The sequence below is a fragment of the Bovifimicola ammoniilytica genome, from assembly GCF_025567085.1.
Classification (GTDB): Bacteria; Bacillota; Clostridia; order Lachnospirales; family Lachnospiraceae; genus Bovifimicola; species Bovifimicola ammoniilytica.
Window position 1 is genome coordinate 50,113 of sequence record NZ_JAOQJN010000006.1, and the last position, 22,644, is coordinate 72,756.

At 43.9% G+C, this 22,644-nt stretch carries 12 protein-coding genes; all 12 read left to right on the forward strand.

Translation table 11 applies throughout. From position 1 onward, the window contains the following. Positions 1–90 precede the first annotated feature (90 nt). The 12 genes from OCV48_RS09045 (at position 91) to OCV48_RS09100 (ending at position 22,533) form a co-directional block, all read left to right on the forward strand. A complete protein-coding gene (locus tag OCV48_RS09045) occupies positions 91–444 on the forward strand; it encodes a glycosyltransferase (RefSeq protein ID WP_147591722.1) in 354 nt (117 codons plus the stop codon). Next, entirely contained in the window at positions 441–9,980 is a 9,540-nt protein-coding gene (locus OCV48_RS09050) for an Ig-like domain-containing protein (RefSeq protein ID WP_262559517.1), read from the forward strand. Before OCV48_RS09045 ends, OCV48_RS09050 begins: the two co-directional genes overlap by 4 nt. A 636-nt stretch (positions 9,981–10,616) precedes the next feature. Next, positions 10,617–11,702 (forward strand): 3-isopropylmalate dehydrogenase, encoded by a 1,086-nt coding sequence (gene leuB / locus OCV48_RS09055; protein ID WP_147591723.1) that lies wholly within the window; start codon positions 10,617–10,619, stop codon positions 11,700–11,702. 170 nt (positions 11,703–11,872) lie between these two features. Then, positions 11,873–13,543, forward strand: coding sequence for a dihydroxy-acid dehydratase (gene ilvD, locus OCV48_RS09060; protein ID WP_147591725.1), 1,671 nt, complete (start codon positions 11,873–11,875; stop codon positions 13,541–13,543). 76 nt (positions 13,544–13,619) lie between these two features. Then, a complete protein-coding gene (gene ilvB / locus OCV48_RS09065; protein ID WP_021982916.1) occupies positions 13,620–15,311 on the forward strand; it encodes a biosynthetic-type acetolactate synthase large subunit in 1,692 nt (563 codons plus the stop codon). Positions 15,312–15,388: 77 nt separating this feature from the next. After that, the gene (gene serC / locus OCV48_RS09070) at positions 15,389–16,471 is read left to right on the forward strand and encodes a 3-phosphoserine/phosphohydroxythreonine transaminase (RefSeq protein WP_021982915.1); all 1,083 of its coding nucleotides are present in this window, start codon (positions 15,389–15,391) and stop codon (positions 16,469–16,471) included. A gap of 27 nt (positions 16,472–16,498) precedes the next feature. Continuing rightward, positions 16,499–17,662, forward strand: a complete 1,164-nt coding sequence (locus tag OCV48_RS09075) for a phosphoglycerate dehydrogenase (RefSeq protein ID WP_021982914.1) — start codon at positions 16,499–16,501, stop codon at positions 17,660–17,662. Positions 17,663–17,765: 103 nt separating this feature from the next. Further along, positions 17,766–19,001 carry a DUF1015 domain-containing protein gene (locus OCV48_RS09080; RefSeq protein ID WP_147591727.1) on the forward strand — a complete coding sequence of 412 codons (1,236 nt, stop codon included), beginning with the start codon at positions 17,766–17,768 and terminating at the stop codon, positions 18,999–19,001. Continuing rightward, positions 18,991–19,494 carry a Fur family transcriptional regulator gene (locus OCV48_RS09085; RefSeq protein ID WP_147591729.1) on the forward strand — a complete coding sequence of 168 codons (504 nt, stop codon included), beginning with the start codon at positions 18,991–18,993 and terminating at the stop codon, positions 19,492–19,494. The genes OCV48_RS09080 and OCV48_RS09085 overlap by 11 nt, the downstream gene beginning before the upstream one ends. A 276-nt stretch (positions 19,495–19,770) precedes the next feature. Beyond that, on the forward strand, positions 19,771–20,796 hold the full coding sequence (locus OCV48_RS09090; protein ID WP_262559521.1) for a metal ABC transporter substrate-binding protein: 1,026 nt from the start codon (positions 19,771–19,773) through the stop codon (positions 20,794–20,796). A gap of 215 nt (positions 20,797–21,011) precedes the next feature. After that, positions 21,012–21,719 carry a metal ABC transporter ATP-binding protein gene (locus tag OCV48_RS09095; RefSeq protein ID WP_021982910.1) on the forward strand — a complete coding sequence of 236 codons (708 nt, stop codon included), beginning with the start codon at positions 21,012–21,014 and terminating at the stop codon, positions 21,717–21,719. Continuing rightward, on the forward strand, positions 21,712–22,533 hold the full coding sequence (locus OCV48_RS09100) for a metal ABC transporter permease (RefSeq protein WP_021982909.1): 822 nt from the start codon (positions 21,712–21,714) through the stop codon (positions 22,531–22,533). The genes OCV48_RS09095 and OCV48_RS09100 overlap by 8 nt, the downstream gene beginning before the upstream one ends. The last annotated feature ends 111 nt before the right edge of the window (positions 22,534–22,644 follow it).

Consider the following 22,644-nt stretch of genomic DNA (forward strand, 5'->3'; position numbering starts at 1 on the left):
GGTGAGAGTTTTTTCGATTTTTTGTACCTATATAAGTGAAGGGGTTTTTAAGCCGTATTTCAAAGAATCCAGAGAGGAGGTTCAAACGATATGTACGATACTGCAAGACGGGTCGCACTCGTCAAGCAGCGGGTGCGGGAAAACACCCGCCGAAGGCAGCGGTGCGATGCAATAAGCCTCTCCGCAGCGTGTATGCTGTTGTGCGCAGCACTGACGCAGGCGGTGGACGCATTTGCAGTGCAGGGACAGACCGCCGCATGGGGCAGCTTCGGCACGATGCTGCTGCGGGAGGACGCAGGCGGCTATGTGCTGGTGGGCGTCGTCTCCTTTGCTGCGGCGACAGCGATCACTGCACTGTGCTTTCGGCTCAGAAATAGAGAAAACCATAGAAAAGGCGGAGCGGATAAGTCCGCCCGACACGAAAAGGAGGAGAAAAACCAATGAAAAAACGAATACTCAGTATCCTGTTACTGTGCTGCATGTTGCTGAACATGCTGCCAACAGCGGCGTTTGCATCGGTGAGCGATTCGCTGGACAACACACCTGAGGAAAATCAGGCGATTTTGGAGCAGCTCTCCGCCTTGACCGGCGGTAGCAACGACCAAGTGCTTTCCATGCTGAACGCTTTGGGGCTACTGGATGAAGCCGGCAATTTAAAGGTGGATCAAACCATCACGCTGGACGGCCAGGTGTTGACACTGGCGGCTGTCATGGAGCTGCTGGAAAATCCCGCCACGGATCTCACTCGTATAGCCGACGTGGATGGGACTCCGGTGGCACTGGGCGATTTGAAGACCATGATCCAAATCGAACAGGAGCTGCAGTGGATCAAGGACACCTATTTCTCCGGCAGGGAGTTTACCGGGGAAGCTCTGGAGAATCTCAATAGCCTGATGGAGCAGCTGGAGCTGCAGGGCATCAGTTTGCGGTATTCCGCCTCTGCCACAGCGCCTGAGGGCGTTGAGACGGTGGATATGAGCGGCATGATGAGACAAACGCTGGGGAGAGAAGCATACAACAACAAATGGGACTCCGGGACTTTTGCTGTATACAGCGGAAAACCGGTCGGCTTTTCCTACCGCATTAAAAAAGGCCAGCTCAGCAAGTATATCACCGATGTGAAGGTCTCGATATACGGGACGAGTGGGGTCAAGCAAAGCGACGGGTCCTACAAGCTGACCTATCAGTATGACAGCCCGAATTCCATTTTAAGTGGGTGTAAAATCACTGTCGAGGTTACAACCGAAGGAAGTAACCCAGGCTGGCTCAAGGATTCTTATTCCTATGGCGACCTGCTGGGGATGATCGAATTTTACGATGCGGAAAATCTGGTGTTCTATGACGGCGCCGGTTATGCCGACCACTGCCAGCTCAAGCTAATAAAGACGGTTGACGCCCCCGCAATAAAAACATCAATGACCGCGCCGAACTATGAAAAAACACTCAAAAATACAGACACATTATATGCGGATATGTATATTCCTTTGCTGGCAGATGGATACAATGCCGGCGACGGTGCCAACAATCAGGACTTCGTTGCGCTAAGCGATACCATCGGAATTCTGGAGGGTGCCCGCAATTCGGTGCTTCCCGGCGGCTCCTCCCCATTTTATCAGCCATACCAAATCGACGCCAGCATCAGGTTTGAGTGGAATGGCAAAGCAGATGCCTATACCGGCAATGCGCCGTATGGCTGGTATAAAAACCGACCCTATGCCCCGTTCTATCTGACGGAGTACAAGCTCAATGGAACATCTCTGGAGCTCAGCAGCGAAAGAATGAGTGCGCTGAACTGTACGATTCAAAAGGACAGTACGGTCAGCATCTCCCTGCAGTCTACCACGCAAAACAGAGGGGATCAGCGGTACTATCTGCCCTTCGAGCTGTATCTGAGGAATGTAAATGGCGACCAACAAAATACCTCCGCCACCACCAAGACCAGCAACGCCACCACCAGGCTGTTGGACACGGACGCTCCCACCATTCAAAGCGTCACGGCCCCGGCAGGAATCTATGCCAGAGGACAGCATGTGCCCATCACAGTTACCTTTAACGAGTTCGTGGATCTTAGGAACGCCCGCGTGACCATCAATGGCAAAGAGTATACCGCCGCTGAGCTTTCCATGAACGACTACGGTGTCACGGCAATGCTCTGGTACCCGGTGCAGGATATGGATGCCACCACGGTCACCGTCAATGGTATGACAGGTGTGAAAGATGTTTTCGGCCATCCGCTGGATACCACACAATATCCAAGCGAGCCGATTACTGGCGTTACGCTGAAGAGCGTCTTGATGCGCAATGCTCCAACTGCACTGACCGCCGTCTACGACAACGGCAAGGCATCGTTCACGATGAACGCCAACATGGAGCAGGCCTACAAGACCGTATACAGCAATTATCACACCCGGGAAGGAACAGAGCCGAAGGAAGCTCCTTTCCGCCTCGAGCTGAGGTACGACTCCGCGACTGAACCAATCCATCTGCAGGTCTATCTGGACACAGAGAAGGAAGCCTTCACCATTAGCGACTATGCAATCGCACTCGCGGTTTACACCCGCACCTATACGGTGATGCTGCAGGCCAACGAGGGCACGAAAGACGCTCCTAACTGGGTGAATGTTCTTCCACTGACCCGGCAGTTCAAGGTGCCAAAGAAAGTTTCCGTGAGCACGGTGAACGTCGTCCCAGAAGAGAATGACGTCGACTATACGATTTCCCTCGCCGAAGCCGCCCGCCCTACGCTTAGGGCAGAGGTTTTGGGGGCAGGCGATGTGCCGGCAAGCTACACCACCGGTAAATGGAGCAGCAGTGACCCGCGCATTGCCACCATCGACGAGGATACCGGCGTTGTTACCACCACAGGAACCGAGGTGGGAACCGTCACCTTTACCTTTACGGCGGACAACGGGACTGAGGACACTGCCGATGATGTGACGGGCCAGTCAAAGTCCTATACCGTGACGGCAGGCAATTCCCTGGCACTGGTGATTCCCGGCGGCTCGTCCATCGTGACACGGGTAAATCAGCCCGCCACCGTGCTGTGGAGCTCCAACGTCGCGCTGATGGCACCGAACAAAGAATTCAATTACAAGATTGACCTGTATGAGGGCAACTACGCGAATGAGGCGGCGCTGAGAGGCCGCGATCCCGTTGCGACTTATACCGCCGGCAAGGATAAAAACAGCGTGCGGATCCCGGAGAATGTGCTCTCTAAGCTCTCCAACGGCAATACCCCTGCCTACACGGTATTGGTATCCATGCCGCACCCCAACGCAAAGGGTGAGAACGTCCGCCTGTCGGCACTTGCCTGGATCATCGTGCAGGCACCACCTGCCACGGCCAAGCTGACACCGCCACAGAGCATTTACCTCAAGGATACCGACGGCGCCGTCAATATCAACTGGTCGGTGGAAAACGCCACTGATGGGGCCTCTCAACAGTCCACGCTGACCATTACCCGGGTCACAGAGGACAACAACACCCAAGTGGTGGCCCGTGAGCGCCTGTCCGATACCTCCGGAAGATTCTCCCTGTCATTACAGAGTGTGAAAGCCGGCAATCTAAAGGACACTTATCAAGTGGTTTTGAGCGTGGAGAACCCTGGTGAGGAATCTCCAAGCACCGACTCCTTCCCACTGTATGTCTACGATGCCGACGCACTGAAGGTGCAGGACGACAAAGGAAACACGATTTCTAAGATGACCATGGACAATACCTCCAAGGTCAGCGACAGCCTGCCCACCGATACAGCTGAAATTTTGCAGCTGCGCCAGGAGTTGGGGCTGATCGAGTACATAGGCATCAACTATGACGAGTACGGATGGAACTCCTTTAAAGATGGAATCCGGTGGCTCTCCAGCAACAACAATGCCATTTCCGTCAACTACAAGCAGGGAGGACTGTATGAGGACATCAGAAACTTCTCCTTTGATTCCTACCTTCCCGAAACCAAAATGGCGCTGTCCGGCTTGGCCAACGGCACCGCAACCGTCACGGCTACCCATGCCGCCACGGGCATGAGTGCCACCGTACAGGTGACAGCGAAAACACTGAAAAATAAGTTCTATCTCTTCCAGCTGACGCCTGCAGCAGAAACTACTCTGCAATACACCGACGGCAAAGGTGTGTCCAAAACGGTCACGACCAACAGTGAAGGCGTGCTGGCACTTTACGAACCCAACGGAATCGCAAGTGAGGTGTCTCTACGGTCCGGCTCCGGCGCGGATATTTATCTGGGCACCATCTATAAAGAAAATCTGCGTTCCGGCGAGCGGGATGCCACAAAACTGCAGCTTTATCCTTTGAATACCTTCAGCCTTCGGCGAGTCGCCCGGGCATCTGTGACGCTCATCACGCCGGGCGGCGATCCGCTGGCGAACAAGACGGTGACCGTTCGCGGCGGTGTTTATAAAAACGGAGGCTACTGCGAGACAGCTCAGCTGGGCTCCAGGGCAGGAGCACTTGTCAGCGGCATCACCGGCGACACCTATACCACGGATGCGGCGGGAAATATAACTGTCTATCTGGATTCCACCCAGTTCTGGTCGGCCGAAAAGGGCGAGAGTAACACCACGGCGCTTTCCGCTCTGGATCAGCTGGAGTACATTCTGGAGATCAGCGCAATTGACGGCGACAAGTACTATCCGCTGTTGCTGACCGTCAACGGCAAGCTGGGCGTGGACGATGTAATGCGTACCGCAGAGGGCGTTGTCTCTCTGGAACGCGTGCCGAAGGGGGAGAAAAACAAACCCTTCATTGTGGCGCAAAGCGTTGATTACGGTCTTGCAAACGGCCAGAAAGTGGATGTCCGCAACTCGATTGGGAAGATTGGCCCTAACAGCAGCTTTAAAACAGCAATCCTGCACACCACTATGTTCCTCTGGGGCGAGGATATTGCCAATGCGAAGAATTACAGTCTCAAGTTGGCAGACGAATACGGCGTTCTTCCTGCCGCCCAGAGCAGCAGTACCACGCAGTATCCCTTCTCATCCATCCCCGTAGTGGAAAACGATCTGACCCTCACCGAGGCCACCATGACCACCTCCGGATGGATCGCCGACGGCAAGGATGTGGGTATGAAAACGCAGCTGAGCCTGAACGGCAGCCTGCTGCAAGAGAAAATAATGCCCTTCCGGGTCGTTGATCTGACCCGAGTGCCAAAGGTGACAGAGGATGACCGCGTTACCGGTATTCTGGCGACGATGAAGGACTCCAGTGGAGTGAATGATGTTGACTTTGGCGGAGTGGGCGATAGTAACATTCTCAAGGTGCTGACCGGGCGGCTGGATGATCTGAGCGGTCCGGTGGACACATCCGTGTTCAAAATGATTATCACCCCTAGCGAAGATCCATCCGTGTTCCGTGCCATGATTTGGGCCGGGTACAATACACTGGAGATGGAGGACATGGACTATTCCGAGGACGGCGTGGCCTTGGGTGCGAATGTGCTAACGCAGAACCTGGAAGTGGGCGTGCCCGGGACCGGGGATCTGAGTCAGATGGCCAAGGGCACCTATAATCCAAATGGAGAGTACAAAGCCAACTCCATGGCCGGCAAGGTCACCAACACGGATCTCAACTTGCAGTTGGAGGGCTTTTACGAAGCGGAAATCCGCTATAACGCCGAAAAAAAGGAGTGGGAGGTTTTCACCGTAGGTGGCGGCTTTACCGCCGGCATTGGCGTGGGCTTCACCTTCAGCGTGAACGCCATGGCTGGACCCGTGCCGTTGACAGCAACCTTTGAGCTGGGTGGTGCCATTCAGCTGGATTTCCGTACCGCAGTGCGCTACGGCCAGCAGGGCGAGGGTACAGAGCTTGCCTGGAGCGATCCCACAGCCACGGCAGTGAATGACTTTTTGACCACGCTGCGTATCAACGCCTATGTCCACGCGTTTGGCGGCATTGGCTTTGACTATTCGGTCGTGGCACTGAAGATCGGCCTATTCGGCAATTTGGATGTGGACAGTCAGAATAAGTTCCTTTCCCGCACCTATCTTGCCGACGAGACAAAGCGCCAGATCAACGGTCAGGCCCTGGGAATCAAAAGCGAAGTGGGAATCAAATTTGTGGCAACCTTCCTGTTTATCTCCTACGAGGCGGTGATCGCCTCCGGAACCCTTGAAGGTACCAAGACTTTTAATGACTGGAAAACAATCGACAACTATTGGAATAACGCCACCAGTGGGCTGAGCCTTGCCTCGCTACGGATGGCAGCGGCTCAGAGCGGAATGCAGGTAGCTTCTGGCAGTGCAACGCTCCAAAGCCGGGACTATCTGGAGCAATATGCCCGTACTTGGGGCCAACCCCAGCAGCGGATGATGCTGTTCTCTCTGAACTCAACCAGTGGGCTGGAAAACATCCAGACCAATGCTAACCCTACATCCTATCCACAGATCAGCGATGACGGGAAGGTATTGGCCTACATCAACGACGGCAACAGCAGCAGTATTTACGATAGCCGGGCGCATTTCTCCACCCTCAATGGCGGCGTCTATACTCTCTCTAGTGAAATTGACGCTCCAGCAGAGTTCCCAGGCTACGGCGACACGAGCATTTCTTTGTCTGGCACTGGCAGCTTCGCGGCGGCGGCTTGGGTTCGCATGGGCACTAACCTTCCGGGTAAAAATGCCGGTGATCCCGTGACATTGGAAGAGCAAAACCTGCTGATGAACAGCACGGAGATCGTAGTGTCCGTCTATGACGGCACAACCTGGACTTCCACCCGCCTAACCAACGACGGCACGCCAGATCTGGCCCCAGTCACGGCAGTGGGCGGCGACGGCAAGGCCATCGTGTTCTGGCGCAGCGTCTACACCCCAGATCCCGGTACGCAGGGCAGCAACTTGCTGAACTTCACGACCAGAGATTGTATCATGTACTGTTGCTATGACAGGAATAATGGCACCTGGAGCGAGTCCAAAATGCTTTATAATGGTGCTACTGGCAGCGTGAAGGCGTTGCAGGCGGCCATGCTGCCCGACGGAACAGCTATGGCGGTTTACTCGCTGGACCGCAGCGGAACCGGAGATACCTCCGCCTACGAGATTGCCTATTGTACCGTGGCTGCTGACGGAACTCCTGGTACAGCCATGCTGGCGACCTGTGACAGCAATCTTGACGAAAACCCCCAGGTCGTTGCAGCCAACTTCGGCAGCGGGGATGACCGATTTGTCATCGGTTGGCACAGTATCCGAGACGGCAGCAGCGATATTCAGCTGTTGGCTGTGGACGGAAGCGGCACCATGTCCAACAGTTTCCCAGGCTCTTTGTCTGCCCTGACCAGCAGCGGCAACGCCGTCGTGGGCGGAGACTTCCGCTTCGCTTCCCTCAGCGGGGATCATCGCAGCCTCAATGATCTTACCATTGTCTGGAATGAGACTGTCAATGACGTCAACGGCGCGGTAAATCACGGCATTTTGAAGGCGGCCAAGCTGCGCTATGCTACAAATACCTACACTCTCTCCGCACCGTTGGAACTGGCAGAACTGCCGGATCGCACGCTGGCTGACCACTTTGATGCCTATGTCAGCGACAGCAATCAGGTGCAGGCTGTCATTCAGGCTACCTTCTATGACGATGAAAATCCGCAGGTAATCGGCGGCGTGACCGTTCCGGGTGAGAAAACGAACCTCTATACCGTTACCTCTGATTTTGTCACCGATGCGGTGGCAGTGGAACAGATCGGTGTGGATTATGCAACGCTGGCGTTGAACAGCCTGACACCTATTCGCTTTACCATCCGCAACACCGGGCTGAACGATGTGACAAACCTAAAGGTCAGCATTGGCAGCGGGGAAACCGCCACCCTTACGGAAACACTGCTGCCAAATGAAAGCACCACCCTTACCGTCTGGCACCATGTGGGGAACCTCGTGACCAACCCGAGCTATACCATCACCGCCGCCAGCGGCATCAACGAAAAAGGCACAGTGTATCTGGATTATCCCGACATTGGGATCTCGCAAATGGAAGTGATTGCGGAGAGCGCCGGCAAGCGTACGGTGCGCATGACCCTCTATAATTCCTCTGCCGCCACTCTGGCTGGCAAAAAGGGTCGCGAGGTGAAGCTTGCGTTCTATGCGGATGATCTGCATACCAAACATGCAGAGGTAGCCTGCACCACAAACGGCGTATCGGTTCGCGATAATGAAATCACCATTTCCGAAGACAGCGCCCTCGCCCGCATCGATCAGGGAACCTTTACACTGGACCTGACCTATGATCTGGGCAAGTATATGAACTCTATTGGCAAAACAGAGATCCCAAATGTGGGTACCTATCTGTACGCCGAGGCGTGGGCGGAAGGTCAGATCGGTGGAACGGGAAGCAATCAGCGCCTGCCGGAGTATGACGGCAGTGACAGCGAGGCCAGCGTCCATATGACTGGCGCACTGGCCCGCACCGGAGAGCGGATGACGATGGATGTGACACAGGGAAACGACGGCAACGGTCACAGCACCGCAGCCATTACCCTGCGCAACAACTCCCTGCAGTCTCAGACTAGCGCAATGCTGGTGGCCACACTGCTGGATGCTGACGGGACCGTTCTGGAAACGAAAAAGACCAGTATTGGCGGTGCCATCTACGGGGAAACCTTCCAGACGGAAACCGTCACCTTCTCCCGGCTTGGCACCCGCGTAGTGGTGCGAGCCGCAGTGCCTGGTAATGACCTTCTGACCTTTGAAGGTCTGGCAGTGGGACTCGGCGATTTTACCGCCAACGGAACGAACTATACCTATACGCTGCAAAATGATAGCGGAGCAACATCTACGCTAGTCACAGCGATGTCTGGAAACGGCGAGCCCGTGAGCATCAACGGACAGGCTATGTCCACCGGCGGCAGCGCAAACGTTGCTATCCCCGACAGCGGCACAACCGACATTGTCGTGGGAATCGGTGCTAAAACCTACACACTGACGATTCTGCGCAATAGCGGCGATGAGCATACTCACAGCTACGGCAGCGAGTGGAAGAACGATGCAGACAACCATTGGTATGAGTGCTCCTGCGGCGATAAGAAAGATGTTGCAGCACACACCGCAAGCGACTGGATTATTGATACACCGGCAACGGCTACCACAAGCGGCTCAAAGCATAAGGAATGCACCGTCTGCGGTTATACGATGACAACCGAAACGATTCCGGCAACCGGCGGCGATGAGCATACTCACAGCTACGGCAGCGAGTGGAAGAACGATGCAGACAACCACTGGTATGAGTGCTCCTGCGGCGATAAGAAAGATGTTGCAGCACACACCGCAAGCGACTGGATTATTGATACACCGGCAACGACTACCACAAGCGGCTCAAAGCATAAGGAATGCACCGTCTGCGGTTATACGATGACAACCGAAACGATTCCGGCAACCGGCGATGAGCATACTCATAGCTACGGCAGCGAGTGGAAGAACGATGCAGACAACCACTGGCATGAGTGCTCCTGCGGCGATAAGAAAGATGTTGCAGCACACACCGCAAGCGACTGGATTATTGATACACCGGCAACGACTACCACAAGCGGCTTAAAGCATAAGGAATGCACCGTCTGCGGTTATACGATGACAACCGAAACGATTCCGGCAACCGGCGGCAGTGAACATACTCACAGCTACGGCAGCGAGTGGAAGAACGATGCTACGAACCACTGGCATGAGTGCTCCTGTGGCGATAAGACCGATAAGGCGGTGCACGACTTCAAGTGGATTGTTGACAAGGAAGCGACCGCAACGCAAAAGGGCTCTAAGCATGAGGAGTGCAAGGTTTGTGGCTACAAGAAGGCAGCAGTTGAGATTCCGGCTACCGGCTTCACAACAAAACCGATCGATTCTACGCAAACCAACCCGAGCACTGGCGCAGAAAGCACGAAAACCGGTGACAACAGCAATATGATCCTCTGGATCGCACTGCTGTTTATCAGCGGCGGTGTTCTGAAAGGTGTAAAGGTATTTGATAAAAGGAAAAGACATTACGTCAAATAATCAAGTATAAGTAACAATTAACGATCCATCACGGAAACATCACAAATACGGCACAGAGGGCATAAAAACCGCTGTGCCGTATTTCTTTCCTTAAGACTGTTTTTGAAAAATAAGCAATTTCTCGGGCATAACCCAAGATTTTTTTGCCGGATTCCATGTATACTGTGTATATCACACTTATGCATTTTTCATTTTTACCACGGCAATCGGATACACGGATATCAACAGATACCAAATACAGCGAGGTAATTATGAAAACAAGAGAATACTAAAGAAAAAAAGGGTGTCCTGAAAAAAGGGTGTCCATTAGGAAAGTGTACAAAATGATATTTCCTAGATATGTTATCCGGTAATTGTTTCCATCCTTTAAAACCAAATTCAGATATCAATTTTTTTTAATTAGTCATTGAAAAATATATTAAAATATTATAAAATATTACCTAATATTCTTCTTATGTATATGAAGATATGCAATCAGGTAGTGGATATCGACAAAAATTGCATAGCAAAACTGCTAGATGTCGCCACAGGGCGACATTTTTAGTGTATTTAAAAACAGATGTTAAATATATTAAAAAGTATTTGCATTAACTAAGATAAGAAGATAATTACAGTACATAGAAAAGAGGGATTTTCATGAATTTCAACATAGCAGTTATGTCCGGTGATGGGATTGGTCCGGAAATTGTTGAAGAAGCAAAAAAGGTACTTGAAACAGTTGGTAAGAAGTACGGTCACACATTTAATTTTACGGATGTATTAATTGGGGGAATATCCATTGATACATATGGTGAACCACTAACAGACGAAGCTATAGAGACAGCTAAGAACAGCGATGCTGTACTATTAGGAGCCGTCGGTGGTGTCGTGGGTAAAGATAAATGGTACGAGCTTGCACCAAACTTAAGACCTGAGGCAGGACTACTAAAGATTAGAAAGTCATTGTCATTATATGCTAACTTAAGACCTGCATATCTGTATGAAGAACTTAATGAAGCTTGTCCTCTTAAAGAAGATATAGCAAAAGCAGGCTTTGATATGGTAGTTGTACGTGAACTTACCGGAGGACTTTACTTTGGAGAGAGATGTACAAAAGAGGTTGATGGTAAATTAACAGCAATTGATACACTCACATATACAGAAGACGAGATAAGAAGAATTGCAATAACAGGTTTTGATATTGCAATGAAGAGACGTAAGAACGTAATAAGTGTCGATAAGGCAAATGTTTTAGACTCATCAAGATTATGGCAGAAAGTAGTGGCAGAAGTCGCTAAAGATTATCCGGAAGTTAAAGTTACGAATATGCTTGTAGATAACTGTGCAATGCAGTTAGTAAAAGATCCAAAACAGTTTGATGTAATACTTACAGAGAATATGTTTGGTGATATTTTATCAGATGAAGCAAGTATGATTACAGGTTCAATCGGTATGCTTCCATCAGCAAGCCTTGGATATAACAAGATGGGATTATATGAGCCAAGTCATGGTGCAGCACCTGACATTGCAGGTAAAGATATTGCTAATCCGATAGCAACTATTCTTTCAGCAGCTATGATGTTAAGATATTCATTTGACCTTGATAAAGAAGCTGATGCAGTAGAAAGTGCAGTTAAACAGGTACTTAAAGATGGTATCAGAACAGTTGATATTATGTCAGAGGGCAACACTCAGGTAGGCTGCAAAGCTATGGGTGATGCAATTTGTGAGAGAATAAAATAAGATAGTTAGATATCAGAATGGAGATTAGTGTGAAAAATACAGATTGATATCTGATTTTTCACACATCTATTTGTGTCGCGGGCACCACAAATAGCATCTATCGCAGAGCCAAATCTGACATTTGGCTCGCGATTCCTCCGGCACAATGTGCCTGCGGAATGGAGATTAGTATGGATAGAAGAAGTGATAATGTAACAAAAGGAATGCAGCAGGCTCCTCACCGTTCATTGTTTAATGCATTAGGTATGACAAAGGAAGAATTAGACAGACCATTAGTTGGTATCGTAAGTTCATATAATGAGATAGTTCCAGGTCATATGAATATAGATAAGATTGCAAATGCAGTTAAAATGGGCGTTGCAATGGCTGGTGGTACACCAATTATGTTCCCGGCAATTGCAGTATGTGACGGTATCGCAATGGGACATACAGGAATGAAATATTCACTTGTAACAAGAGATTTAATTGCAGATTCAACAGAATGTATGGCAATGGCACATCAGTTTGATGCACTTGTTATGATTCCTAACTGCGATAAGAACGTTCCGGGATTATTAATGGCAGCAGCCAGACTTAATATTCCTACAGTATTTGTAAGTGGTGGTCCGATGCTTGCAGGTCGAGTTAAAGGATGCAAGACATCATTATCAAGTATGTTCGAGGCAGTAGGTTCTTATGCAGCAGGAACAATGACACTTGAAGATGTAGAAGAATTTGAAGCAAAAGCATGTCCTACATGTGGTTCATGTTCGGGAATGTATACAGCTAATAGTATGAACTGTCTTACAGAGGCACTTGGTATGGCGTTACAGGGTAATGGTACAATACCTGCTGTATACTCAGAGAGACTTAAGCTTGCTAAACATGCAGGTATGAAAGTTATGGAACTTCTTGAGAAGAATATCAGACCGAGAGATATTATGACAGAAGCAGCATTCAGAAATGCTTTAACAGTAGATATGGCACTTGGATGCAGTACAAACAGTATGCTTCATTTACCAGCTATTGCACACGAAGCAGGCGTTGAATTAAATCTTGATATTGCTAATGAAATCAGTTCAAGAACACCTAACCTCTGCCACCTTGCACCAGCAGGTCATACATACATCGAAGAACTCAATGAGGCAGGCGGTGTATATGCTGTAATGAACGAGCTTAATAAGAAAGGCTTATTGAATACAGACCTTATGACAGTTACAGGTAAAACAGTCGGTGAAAATATTAAGAATGTTGTTAACAAAGATACAAATGTTATAAGACCAATAGATAATCCATACAGTGAAGTAGGTGGAATTGCTGTACTTAGAGGTAATCTTGCACCAGACAGCTGTGTAGTTAAACGTTCAGCAGTTGTACCTGAGATGCTTAAGCATGAAGGACCAGCAAGAGTATTTGATTGTGAAGAAGATGCAATCGCAGCTATCAAAGGTGGTAAAATCGTTGAAGGTGACGTTGTGGTTATCAGATACGAGGGACCAAAAGGCGGTCCTGGAATGAGAGAGATGCTCAACCCTACATCTGCAATCGCAGGTATGGGACTTGGTTCAAGTGTAGCACTTATTACTGATGGACGTTTCTCAGGAGCATCCAGAGGAGCATCAATCGGTCATGTATCCCCAGAGGCAGCAGTAGGAGGCCCAATCGCCTTAGTTGAAGAGGGAGATATCATTAAGATTGATATTAATGCAAATAAGATTACACTTGATGTATCAGATGAAGTATTAGCTGATAGAAAAGCAAAATGGCAGCCAAGAGAGCCAAAGGTAACAACAGGATATCTTGCAAGATATGCATCACTTGTAACTTCAGCAAATACAGGTGCAATTTTAAAAACTAACTAATCAGAAATATTAAACAATAGAATTCTATATAATATAGATTAAATAATGTTATAAAGATACAGAAAGGAAAGTAAAAATGCAGTTAACAGGTTCAGAAATAATTATTGAATGTTTAAAAGAACAGGGCGTTGATACAGTATTCGGATACCCTGGTGGAACAATCTTAAATGTATATGATGAATTATATAAACATTCCGACGAAATAACTCACTATTTAACTTCGCATGAGCAGGGAGCTGCCCATGCAGCAGACGGATATGCACGTTCAACAGGTAAAGTTGGTGTATGTATGGCAACATCAGGTCCGGGTGCAACTAACCTTGTAACAGGTATTGCAACAGCTTATATGGATTCAGTACCAATGGTTATAATCACAGCAAATGTTGCAAAGGCAGCACTTGGTAAGGATTCATTCCAGGAGGTTGACATTGTAGGTGTTACAATGCCAATTACAAAACATAATTATATGGTACGTGAGGTAGAAAATCTTGCAGACACAATTAGAAAAGCGTTCTATGTAGCTAAATCAGGTCGTCCGGGTCCTGTTCTTGTAGATATTACTAAGGATGCTACAGCTAATAAGACAGAATATACTTATAAAGAACCAATGAAGATAGAGCGTTCTACAGAGAATATTACAGAAGAAGATATTGAAAAAGCAGTTAAATTAATAGAAAAATCTAAGAAACCATATATTTTTGTTGGTGGTGGTGCTGTTATATCAGATGCTTCTGATGAATTAAAGGAATTTGTTGAAAAGGTAAATGCTCCTGTATGTGATTCGCTTATGGGCAAAGGCGCATTTGACGGAACTAATCCTTTATATACAGGAATGTTAGGTATGCATGGAACAAAGACATCTAACTTTGGAGTTACGGAATGTGATTTACTTATTGCAATAGGTGCAAGATTCAGCGACAGAGTAACAGGTAATGCTAAGAAATTTGCTAAAAATGCAAAAGTTCTTCATATTGACATTGATCCTGCTGAGATTAATAAGAATATCCCTACAACAGCAAGTGTTATAGGTGATGTTAAAGAAGTTCTTACAAGATTGAATGCAAGATTAACAAAACATGACAGAACAGAATGGATTAATCACATAAATGAATTAAAAGCTACATATCCTTTAACATATAATAAAAATGAGTTAAATGGACCATTTATTATGGAAAAGATTTATGAAGTGACAAATGGTGATGCTATTATCACAACAGAAGTTGGCCAGCATCAGATGTGGGCTGCACAGTATTATAAGTACAGTAAACCAAGAACATTTGTATCATCAGGTGGTGCAGGAACAATGGGATATGGTTTAGGAGCCAGCCTGGGTGCTAAGCTTGGTAATAAAGATAAAGTCGTTATTAATATAGCAGGTGACGGATGCTTCAGAATGAATATGAATGAGATTGCAACAGCAACAAGATATAATATTCCAATCATTGAAGTAATTGTTAATAACCATGTATTAGGTATGGTTAGACAGTGGCAGACATTGTTCTATGGAAAGAGATATTCTAATACAACTCTTAATGATTCAGTAGATTTTGTCAAATTAGCTGAAGCTATGGGCGCTAAAGCATACAAGGTTACAAAACCAGAAGAATTAGAGCCTGTATTAAAGGAAGCTATTTCACTTAATATCCCTGTTGTAATTGATTGTCAGATAGGCAGTGATGATAAGGTATTCCCTATGGTTGCACCGAATGCACCAATCAGTGAAGCATTCTCGGCAGAGGATTTAGCAGCTAAAGGTCTTGACTGTTAATATTAAGAGATGTAGAATGAGTTAATATAAGACATTAACACTTTAATGTGATGTAATATAAAAGGAGGACACGAAAAGTGAGCAGAGTTTACAATTTTTCAGCCGGTCCGGCTGTATTACCTGAAGAGGTTTTAAAAGAAGCAGCAGCAGAAATGTTAGATTATAATGGTACAGGAATGTCAGTTATGGAGATGAGTCATCGTTCTAAGGCTTATCAGGAGATAATAGATGCAGCAGAGCAGGATTTACGTGATTTAATGAACATTCCTGATAACTATAAAGTATTATTCTTACAGGGTGGTGCATCGACACAGTTCGCAATGATTCCAATGAATCTTATGAAGAATGGAGTAGCTGATTACATAGTAACAGGTCAGTGGGCTAAAAAAGCATATCAGGAAGCACAGAAATTCGGTAAAGCTAATAAAATAGCTTCATCAGAGGATAAGACATTCTCATATATTCCTGATTGTTCAGATCTTCCAATCAGTGAAGATGCTGATTATGTATACATTTGTGAAAATAATACAATTTATGGTACGAAATATAAGACACTTCCTAATACAAAAGGTAAGACACTTGTAGCTGATGTTTCATCATGCTTCTTATCAGAGCCTGTAGATGTAACTAAATATGGTGTAATCTATGGTGGTGTTCAGAAGAATATCGGACCTGCTGGTGTTGTAATTGTAATCATTCGTGAAGATTTAATTCCAGAAGAACCACTTGAAGGTGTTCCAACAATGTTACAGTACAAGATACACGCAGACAATGGTTCTATGTACAATACACCTCCAGCATATGGTATCTATATTTGCGGTAAAGTATTCAAATGGTTAAAGAAGATGGGCGGACTTGAAGAGATGCAGAAACGTAATATCGAGAAAGCTAAAATACTTTATGATTTCTTAGATGAGAGTGAATTATTCAAAGGAACTGTTGTTAAAGAGGACCGTTCATTAATGAATGTACCATTTGTAACAGGTGATGCAGATTTAGATGCTAAGTTCGTTAAAGAAGCTAAAGAAGCAGGTTTTGAGAATCTTAAAGGACACAGAACAGTTGGTGGTATGAGAGCAAGTATCTACAATGCAATGCCAATTGAAGGTGTTAAGAAATTAGTTGAATTTATGAGAAAATTTGAAGCAGAGAATAAATAGAATATTGCCTGCGGAATGGAGATTGATATGACAAAGATTAATTGTTTAAATCCTATTGCAAAAGTAGGTCTTGATTTATTTACAGATAATTATAATACAGTTGATAATTTCGAAGAAGCTGATGCTGTATTAGTAAGAAGTGCAGCAATGCATGATATGGAGATGCCAGCTTCATTAAAAGCAATTGCAAGAGCAGGAGCAGGTGTTAACAATATTCCTCTTGAAAAATGTGCAGAAAAAGGTATTGTAGTATTCAATACACCAGGTGCAAATGCAAATGGCGTTAAAGAGCTGGTTATAGCTGGTATGTTATTAGCAGCAAGAGATATCACTGGTGGTATCGAATGGGCTAAATCAGCAAAAGACGATGCTAATATAGCTAAGGCAGCAGAGAAAGAGAAGAAAAAATTTGCTGGTACAGAGATATATGGTAAAAAGCTTGGTGTAATCGGTCTTGGTGCAATTGGTGTTAAAGTTGCCAATGCAGCAGTTTCATTAGGAATGGAAGTATATGGTTATGATCCATATATTTCAGTTGCAGGCGCATGGAACTTATCAAGAAGTGTAAAACACATTGCGACAACAGAAGAGATATTCAAAGAGTGTGATTACATAACAATTCATGTACCATTGTTAGATAGCACAAAGGGAATGATTAACAAAGAAGCTTTCGATATGATGAAAGACGGTGTTGTAATTCTTAACTATGCAAGAGATGTACTTGTTGATGAAGAAGCTATGGCAGATGCATTAAAATCAGGTAAAGTAAAGAGATATATGACAGATTTCCCTAATCCATTATCAGTTAATATGGAGGGTGCAATTGTAACACCTCATATTGGTGCTTCAACAGAAGAATCAGAAGATAATTGTGCGATTATGGCAGTAAATGAGATTATGGACTTCATCGAGAATGGTAATATCAAGAATTCAGTAAATTACCCTAACTGTGATATGGGAGTATGTGATAAAGCAGCCCGTGTAACAATTTGTCATAAGAATATACCTAATATGTTGGGTCAGTTTACTTCTGCATTTGCAAATGAGAACATTAATATTTCTGATATGACAAATAAGAGCAGAGGTGATTATTCATATACAATGTTAGACCTTGATACAACAGCTTCTGATAGCGTAGTAAAAGCTATAGAGGCAATCGAGGGTGTAATTAAAGTCAGAGTAATAAAATAATGAGTTTTAATCAGATAGATATTATCTGATTAAATTTAAACGAAAAGTGTCGTTAGATAAATCTGGCGGCACTTTCGTATTATAAGAATGGAGAAAATAGAAGATGGCAACAATAAAAGCATTTGAATGTATAAAACCTACAAAGGAATTAGCTAAAGAAGTAGCAGCATTACCATATGACGTATATAATCGTGAAGAGGCACGCGAGGCTGTAAAAGGTAAGAAGTACTCATTTCTAAGAATTGACAGGGCAGAAACACAGTTTGATTCATCTGTAGATACATATGATGACAGAGTATATGCTAAAGCAAAAGAGTTATTAGATGATATGATTAACGAAGGTGTATATGTTAAAGAAAATAAGAAATGCTATTATATCTATGAACTTACAATGGACGGAAGAATACAGACAGGTATAGTTGCATGTGCAAGCATTGATGATTACCTTAATAATGTTATCAAGAAACATGAGAATACAAGAGCAGAAAAGGAAATAGACAGAATAAGACACGTTGATACATGTAATGCACAGACAGGACCTATTTTCCTGGCATACAGAGAGAATAAGAAGATTTCAGAAGTAATTAATGAAGTTAAAAAAACAGAACCAATATTTGCATTCGTGGCTGATGATGGAATTAAGCACGTAGGTTATATAATAGATAAAGACGAAGACATTAAAACCATTGAAAATGAATTTTCAAATATTAACAATATTTACATTGCTGATGGTCATCACAGGGCAGCTTCAGCCGTCAAGGTCGGAATCAAGAGAAGAGAAGAACATCCGGATTATGATGGAACAGAAGAATTTAATTACTTTTTATCAGTATTATTCCAGGAGCAGGAATTAATGATTATGCCATATAATCGTGTTGTTAAAGATTTAAACGGATTAACATCTGATGAATTCATAGAAGAAGTTAAGAAGTCATTTGACATTGAGAAAGTCGGCACAGAGCCATATAATCCTCAGAAAAAGGGTGAAGTAGGAATGTATCTTGACAATGTATGGTACAAGCTAAGTGCAAAGAATGAAATATTAAGTGATGATGCAGTAGAGGGACTTGATGTATCATTACTTCAGAACAATGTCTTAAATCCTATACTTGGAATTGCAGATCCAAGAATAGATAAACGTATTGATTTCATAGGTGGAATAAGAGGACTTGCAGAATTAGAAAGAAGATGTGCGCTTGATATGAAAGTTGCGTTTGCAATGTATCCTACATCTATTCAGGAATTATTCAATGTTGCTGATGCAGGTAAATTAATGCCGCCTAAGTCTACATGGTTTGAGCCAAAATTAAGGAGTGGATTATTTATTCATGAAATATAATACGAAGCAAAGGGAACTTATCTTAAAATATCTGTGTGAAAAAGAGGGTGAACACGTAAAGGCAGAGGATATTTTAGAATATCTAAAGAATAATGATACACCGGTTGGTAAATCTACGGTCTATCGATATTTAGAGAATTTGGTTGAGCAGAATCTTGTCAGAAAATATACGATAGAAGAGGGGAAGGGTGCATGTTACCAGTTTACTGGTAATGATAGCACACACCATTGCAAAGAACATTATCATCTGAAATGTAGTGATTGTGGCGAACTGTTTCATGTGTCGTGTGAATTTATGGACGAAATAAATGAGCATATTTTAAATGAACATAATTTTGTGATAGACAAAAGTAAGACAGTATTCTATGGAACCTGCGAAAAATGCCGTAAGAAAAAAGAGTGTAATAACGAAGAAAATAACAAACAGCGAGATGAAAAGTCAAATGAGAAATGTTGCAGTAAATCTAATGCTAAATATGAAAATGAAACTTAGTTTCAAATTCACATTGACAAAATAAAAAATAAGGTATATTATAATCGGGTACAAATTGAAACTTAGTTTCAATTTGTACCCGTATTTTTACTTACCATGAAATTTCGTTGAAATTGTCCTGGTAAGTAAAAAACGCTCCGCGAGGAGCGCACTGCGGAGGAGCAGAAAATGTTGCTATAGCAACCCGCCGCAGGCGGAGAATGTCGCAGGCGACATTATTTATTCTTATTAAGAGAGTCACAGCTATTTGCATCGGAGCGAAAGCAAATAGCAATTATGGCAGATGAGAAATCACTCAGAAATGAGAAATCACTCAGAAATGAGGAAAGTATGAAGAAGGTTTTAGATAAATTAATTATATTTACACTGATTTGCATAATGGTTGTTCCACTTTCAGCGTGTGGCAGGAAGAGTATAGATGATGACAGGTTACTAATTGTGACTACATTATTTCCACAATATGACTTTACAAGACAGATAGCGGGTGATAAGGCTGATGTGAAATTGCTTTTATCACCGGGTATGGAAGCACATAGTTATGATCCGACACCATCAGATATTGCAAGTATAAATGAAAGTGATTTATTCATTTATACAGGTGATAATATGGAGACCTGGGCGGCAAAACTGATAAAAGGGCTTGAGAAAGATGTCAATGTTCTAGATGTCTCAAAAGGTGTTGATATTATTAAGACAGAAGATGAAGAGGGACATCATCATGATGAAGATGAAGAAGAACATGGACATGAGGGGCATAATCATATATATGATCCCCATATCTGGACAAGTATTTCTAATGCGAAGATTATGGTATCAAATATAGTTGATGAGTTGGTACAGATTGATGCAGAAAATGCTGACTATTATAGAAAAAATGCTGATAAATATTTAGAGCAGCTAACAGAATTAGATAATGAATTTAAAGAAGTTGTTAGAAATTCGGATGTTAAAACAATATATTTTGCAGACAAATTTGCAATGTATTATTTCGTACATGATTATGGACTTAACTATGTATCGGCATATGATTCCTGCTCTTCAGAGACAGAACCAAGTGCTAAGCTTGTAGCAAAAATGATTGATGAAGTCAAGGAAAACAATGCACCAGCTATATTCTATGCGGAATTATCTAATCATAAGGCAGCAGATACGATAAGTGAGGAAACCAACACTAAGGAATATCTGTTACATTCGTGCCATAACATTTCGAAAGATGAGTACAAAAAAGGTGTGACATATATAAGTCTTATGAAGCAGAATCTTGAAAATCTGAAAAAAGGTTTGAATTATAATGGGAATTAATGTTAGAAAATAAAAAACGTAAGAAAATGTGAGAAATGTCACACATAGCAGTGCAGAATGGAGATTAGTGTGAAAAATAATGCTGATGCGATTATTTTTCACACAGCTAATTGTTTCGGGGCGAAAACAATTAGCATATATGTCAGATGAGAAATCGCTTTAGCGAATTTCTCATCGCCTCCTCACGACAAAGTCGCTCGGAAATGAGGATTAGTATGAAAAAACTACAATTAAAATGTGAAAATTTAACAATTGCATATGACAGGGTAAATGTATTTGAGAATATGAGTTTTGAAGTAAATGAGGGTGATTACCTGAGTATAGTAGGTGAGAATGGTTCTGGTAAAAGCTCGCTTATAAAAGGAATATTAGGACTTGTTCCAATCAGAAAGGGTGAAGTGATATTTGAGGGTGGTGTAACTAAGAAAAATATCGGATATCTGCCCCAGCATACAGCAGCACAAAGTGATTTTCCAGCATCGGTATATGAAGTGATTCTTTCAGGCTGCCTGGCCAATGCAGGATTTCGCCCATTTTATACATCGAATGATAAGAAACGTGTTAAAAAGATTATGGAGAAATTAGGTATAACTGATTTAGCACAGAAAACATTTGGTAATCTGTCAGGTGGACAGAAGCAGAGAGTTCTTCTTGCAAGGGCATTACTTGCAACTGATAAGATATTATTCTTAGATGAACCTATTACAGGGTTAGATCCACTGGTGACATCAGAATTTTATGAAGTAATATCGAAACTTAACAAAGAAGATAATCTTACCATAATTATGATTTCACACGACCTGGAAAATGCAATGAAGTATTCGAATAAAATATTGCATATGAAAGAGAAAGGTTATTTCTTTGGAACTAAAGAAGAATATATAGAAAATATGGAAGGGAAAGATTTTTTGAATTATGATTGATGAAATTATTAAAATGTTTTCTTATGCATTTATGCAGAAAGCAATTATAGTTGGTGGAATAATTGCTTTATGTGCATCTTTATTAGGCGTAATACTTGTACTTAAAAGATATTCGATGATAGGAGATGGACTGTCGCACGTTGGTTTTGGAGCATTGTCAATCGCTGTAGCATTAGATACAGCACCACTTACGGTTGCAATGCCTATCGTTGTAATTGCAGCATTCTTCCTGTTAAGACTAAGTAATAACAGTAAGATTAAAGGTGATTCTGCAATTGCACTCATATCGAGCAGTTCAATAGCAATAGGTGTTATTGTAAATGCAGCTTCGAACGGATCAAATATGGACCTGAATAGTTATATGTTTGGTAGTGTATTATCGATGAGTGGAAGTGATGTCTATATAAGTGTTATACTTGCCATTGTGGTTTTAAGTATATTTGCACTATTTTACCATAAGATATTTGCTATTACTTTTGATGAAAATTTTGCAAAAGCAACAGGCATAAAGACGGGCTTCTACAACACATTACTTGCCATACTTACAGCAGTTACAATTGTAGTAGGAATGAGAATAATGGGTACAATGCTTATTTCAAGCCTTATTATATTCCCAGCACTTACTTCAATGAGAATGTTTAGAAATTTTAAAGCTGTAATAATAAGTTCCGGTATAATATCAGTTATCTGCTTTGTGGTGGGTGTTATTATTTCATATATGTATTCATTTCCAACGGGGGCATGCATTGTAGTTACTAATCTGTGCGTATTTATTGTATTTTCTATATTGGGCAGAATATTTGCAAAGTCCTGAAGTAATTAAGATATAAAAGTGAACATACAATACACATATATTGTGCATGGTTGGTGCGATGCACCGGTTTGACACCCCAATCCTGAATCATAACAATTTTCTTTAAAATTA

What these genes read in the sequence shown, in the direction of transcription:
- OCV48_RS09045 (WP_147591722.1), top strand. Translation starts at nt 91, where the DNA reads ATGTACGATACTGCAAGACGGGTCGCACTCGTCAAGCAGCGGGTGCGG.
- OCV48_RS09050 (WP_262559517.1), top strand. Translation starts at nt 441, where the DNA reads ATGAAAAAACGAATACTCAGTATCCTGTTACTGTGCTGCATGTTGCTG.
- leuB (WP_147591723.1), top strand. Translation starts at nt 10,617, where the DNA reads ATGAATTTCAACATAGCAGTTATGTCCGGTGATGGGATTGGTCCGGAA.
- ilvD (WP_147591725.1), top strand. Translation starts at nt 11,873, where the DNA reads ATGGATAGAAGAAGTGATAATGTAACAAAAGGAATGCAGCAGGCTCCT.
- ilvB (WP_021982916.1), top strand. Translation starts at nt 13,620, where the DNA reads ATGCAGTTAACAGGTTCAGAAATAATTATTGAATGTTTAAAAGAACAG.
- OCV48_RS09075 (WP_021982914.1), top strand. Translation starts at nt 16,499, where the DNA reads ATGACAAAGATTAATTGTTTAAATCCTATTGCAAAAGTAGGTCTTGAT.
- OCV48_RS09080 (WP_147591727.1), top strand. Translation starts at nt 17,766, where the DNA reads ATGGCAACAATAAAAGCATTTGAATGTATAAAACCTACAAAGGAATTA.
- OCV48_RS09085 (WP_147591729.1), top strand. Translation starts at nt 18,991, where the DNA reads ATGAAATATAATACGAAGCAAAGGGAACTTATCTTAAAATATCTGTGT.
- OCV48_RS09090 (WP_262559521.1), top strand. Translation starts at nt 19,771, where the DNA reads ATGGCAGATGAGAAATCACTCAGAAATGAGAAATCACTCAGAAATGAG.
- OCV48_RS09095 (WP_021982910.1), top strand. Translation starts at nt 21,012, where the DNA reads ATGAAAAAACTACAATTAAAATGTGAAAATTTAACAATTGCATATGAC.
- OCV48_RS09100 (WP_021982909.1), top strand. Translation starts at nt 21,712, where the DNA reads ATGATTGATGAAATTATTAAAATGTTTTCTTATGCATTTATGCAGAAA.